This is a genomic window from Pseudomonas luteola NBRC 103146 (assembly GCF_002091675.1).
In the GTDB taxonomy this organism is placed as follows: domain Bacteria; phylum Pseudomonadota; class Gammaproteobacteria; order Pseudomonadales; family Pseudomonadaceae; genus Chryseomonas; species Chryseomonas luteola.
Genome location: NZ_BDAE01000065.1, coordinates 1 through 2,946 on the forward strand (window position 1 = coordinate 1; position 2,946 = coordinate 2,946).

A 2,946-nucleotide genomic window follows, 5' to 3' on the forward strand; every position below is an offset into this window, starting at 1 on the left:
CTGAAGGCGGTGAGCTTTACCTGGAAGCAGGGCGCGGCAGAAGTTAAGCGCGTCATTACTGGGTATGAGGAAAAGGAAGTACCGGTAACTGAGGAGTATGAGGAAGAGTATGCGGATGTAGAGATCCGAGATGGCGTGGCCGTCCAGGTAATTAAGACCCGCACTGCCACCCGTAACGTGATCGATACGCTAAGCGTAGTCGACGAAAGCGGCAATCCAGTGATGGAGACCAAGAAAGAGGTCTATCTTGAAGAGGTCACGGATGCTGATGGCAATACCTCCAGCGTACCGGCGACTAGAGAGGTTGAGGTTCAAAAAACCATAACAGTGCCAAGGATGCAGAAGATTCAAGAGCCTGTTTATGGTGATGAAACAACCTTCGATTCTGGCAAAAGAACGCACTTCGGCATGATTGCCCAGCAGGTCAAAGAGGCAATGGCAGCTGTTGGGATTGATGATTTTGCGGGATGGACACTTGCAGATGCAGAAAACCCTGACTCTCGCCAGGGTCTGCGCTATGAGCAATTTATCCCCGTCCTGATAAATGCAGTGAAGGAGCTAAGTGCGCAAGTGAAGGAGTTGCAGCAGCGCTCATAAGGCGCTGCTTCATGATCACTGATAGGCGCGTGCGTCACAGGTTGAACTGAATGCGAGCCAGCCCGGCTTTTTAGAGCGGGCTGGTCTCAGCAGTTCGGATCTGCCGAAGGTCTGCCAGTGTCCTATAGCCGCTTCTTTATTGCCGTTCATGGCGACATTGAGGTCAGGGCTTCTATTGAGATAGAAGTCAACATCCAGCTTTTCAGGCGACATATTGGAATGTGTCGAGCTGTACCGGCCAATCCCGACATCTCGTCCTTGCAGGTCCCTGATGACTACCGTATGCCTCTTGTCCTTTGTTGGTCCGGAAAGCTTACAAGCTGTGACTTGGGTTCCGTCAGGGAGGAACGCTTTGATTGGCGTTCTCTCTGTGATCTCCAGTTCATGGAGGCGAGCCCGGATCTTATATTCCTCGCCAAACATGGATTTACGGTTCTTTTCGAGAGTATTAACAAGAACCCAAGCTCCGTGAGGGTCTGGGAACATCCAGCCCATCAGCTCAGCACTGCGGTAGCCAGACTGGAATGAAGCTTCTGCCATATCCTCGGTAGCCTTGAGGTCGTATGCCTGGGGCACGCCTTGAACATACCCAGTTACCAGGGCGGTTGCCCAGAGCACGAGAGAAACGCCCAGTGTGGTTTTCTCGTTTGCCAGCCGGACAGTCAGCATTAGCGCCCCAAGCCACACAGCAACCGCTGCCATGTAATACCTGGAGGCCATGAAGTTTGTCAGGTCGAACTCGTAGTGGCTGACATAGACGTTGATGACATAGCGAAGGCCAGCGCCCAATGCAGCGGAAAGAAGGCCGCTAAGCAGGATGGCAATGGCGAACACGTTATAACGATCCATGCCGAAGCGGCGCAGATTCATTACCGCAGCCAGCGCCGCCCAGATCACGGCAACTCCGCCCAGAGCTACAGCAACCATGGGGCTATCGGTAAAGGCCGACCCTATGAAAGCCAGACTTGCCGAAGTAAGGTTGAACGTGTCGAGGAATACGGCCCTGAGGATCAACCCAGCATTCAGGCCATCAGGAGCCGGGAGGCCTGCAAGCCATACGGAATTCATCTGAACGCCGAAGTAGAACAGGCCAGCCAGGAAGACGAACGATATCACCGCGCGGGTGAAGCGCCGGAATAGGGCGTAGATCAGCGGCACAAACAGGATCGACATGAACCCTGACCCGTGAGCGAAGATGGCAACTGCGCCGGTAAGCAGGGTAGGTCCGAAAAACTCACCTCGGCGACCTGTGGACGTTGCGTCTTTGCAGACGAAATACAGGTTAAGGGTATAAATGAACCAGAAGGTACTGACGACTGCCTGGAAGCTGACCGTCCAGATACCCCAGCCATTGAACCCAAGCGCAAGGGCGGCTACGGCTGCCAGGGCTACAGGCGTCTTGGCATTGTGACGCATCGAATGGGCGATGATATAGGCAAAGCCCAAGGCTGAAATGCTGCCTGCTATCCGAGCAAGAAGCATTGATCCATCAGCTAGGTGCCAATCTATATAGCCAAGAAGGAAGATCAGAGCGTGGAAGTGTTCCACATGCCGCTGAAGAATCATCCTGATTACTGACATGGTCCCATCATCAACAGACATCATTCGATGTGGGATTGCCAGGGCGTCCGAGTTGTTCACGGGTGAGTAAGTTGCGCAAACCACCCATATAAACAGTAGAACAGGTACTGCTGCCATCGTAATAGCGGTGATGGCTGTTATCCCTCTGTACTTCACTTCTAATCTCCTGCACTGAGCGGGCGTAACCATAGTAGATAAATCTGGTGTTTGCCCGTCTAGCTAGAGGTTTTTTTGCCAGAGGGCTATTTTGTGTTGATGACTCTCTCTCCATTGATCACCCGTCCAACCAGCACCAGGTCGAACTGCTGCCCATCCCTTCGCGTCAGCCTCATCCCATCGACCGAACCATATAGCCCAGCGTTTCGCTCGTGAAACTCCAGGCGGCCGTTCGGATCTCGCCTCACGACACCATGATCTTCACTCAGATTGTAGAACTCGAAAGCCGACTGCTCGACGATCCCGGCCAGCTTGCCGTTCGTATCCCTGAGTTCGTAGATGCCGCCTTTGAGGAAGTCGGGGGAGTAGGTAGCCAATGCTTCGGCTGCCCATAGCTTTGCCGAGTCGATGACCTCCATCATGTCCATCCAGCGGTCTTTAGTGATCGCCTGGGTACTCAGCAGCCGGTCGGCAACTTCTTTCATGTAAGAGGTATGGTGTTCGGGTAGGCGAACAAGGGCATGCTGGTCTTTAGCCAGTCTTTCCCATTCAGCAATTGAAGTGCTCATAAGAGGGTCCGTTCTACTGAGGATGCATACAGTAGTCGGAAAG

The 2,946-nt window shown here is 53.3% G+C and carries 2 protein-coding genes and 1 pseudogene; 1 reads left to right on the forward strand and 2 read right to left on the reverse strand.

Going from position 1 to position 2,946, the window contains the following annotated elements:
* Window positions 1–597, forward strand: a pseudogene (locus PLU01S_RS26295) (hypothetical protein); the annotation flags it as partial.
* Between the two features lie 15 nt (window positions 598–612).
* On the opposite strand, the gene PLU01S_RS24945 reads toward PLU01S_RS26295, so the two are convergent.
* Both PLU01S_RS24945 and PLU01S_RS24950 read right to left on the reverse strand, forming a co-directional pair.
* Window positions 613–2,178, reverse strand: coding sequence for a hypothetical protein (locus PLU01S_RS24945; RefSeq protein WP_139804006.1), 1,566 nt, complete (start codon window positions 2,176–2,178; stop codon window positions 613–615).
* A 242-nt stretch (window positions 2,179–2,420) separates the two neighbouring features.
* The gene (locus tag PLU01S_RS24950) at window positions 2,421–2,903 is read right to left on the reverse strand and encodes a hypothetical protein (RefSeq protein ID WP_074830309.1); all 483 of its coding nucleotides are present in this window, start codon (window positions 2,901–2,903) and stop codon (window positions 2,421–2,423) included.
* Window positions 2,904–2,946: the final 43 nt, after the last annotated feature.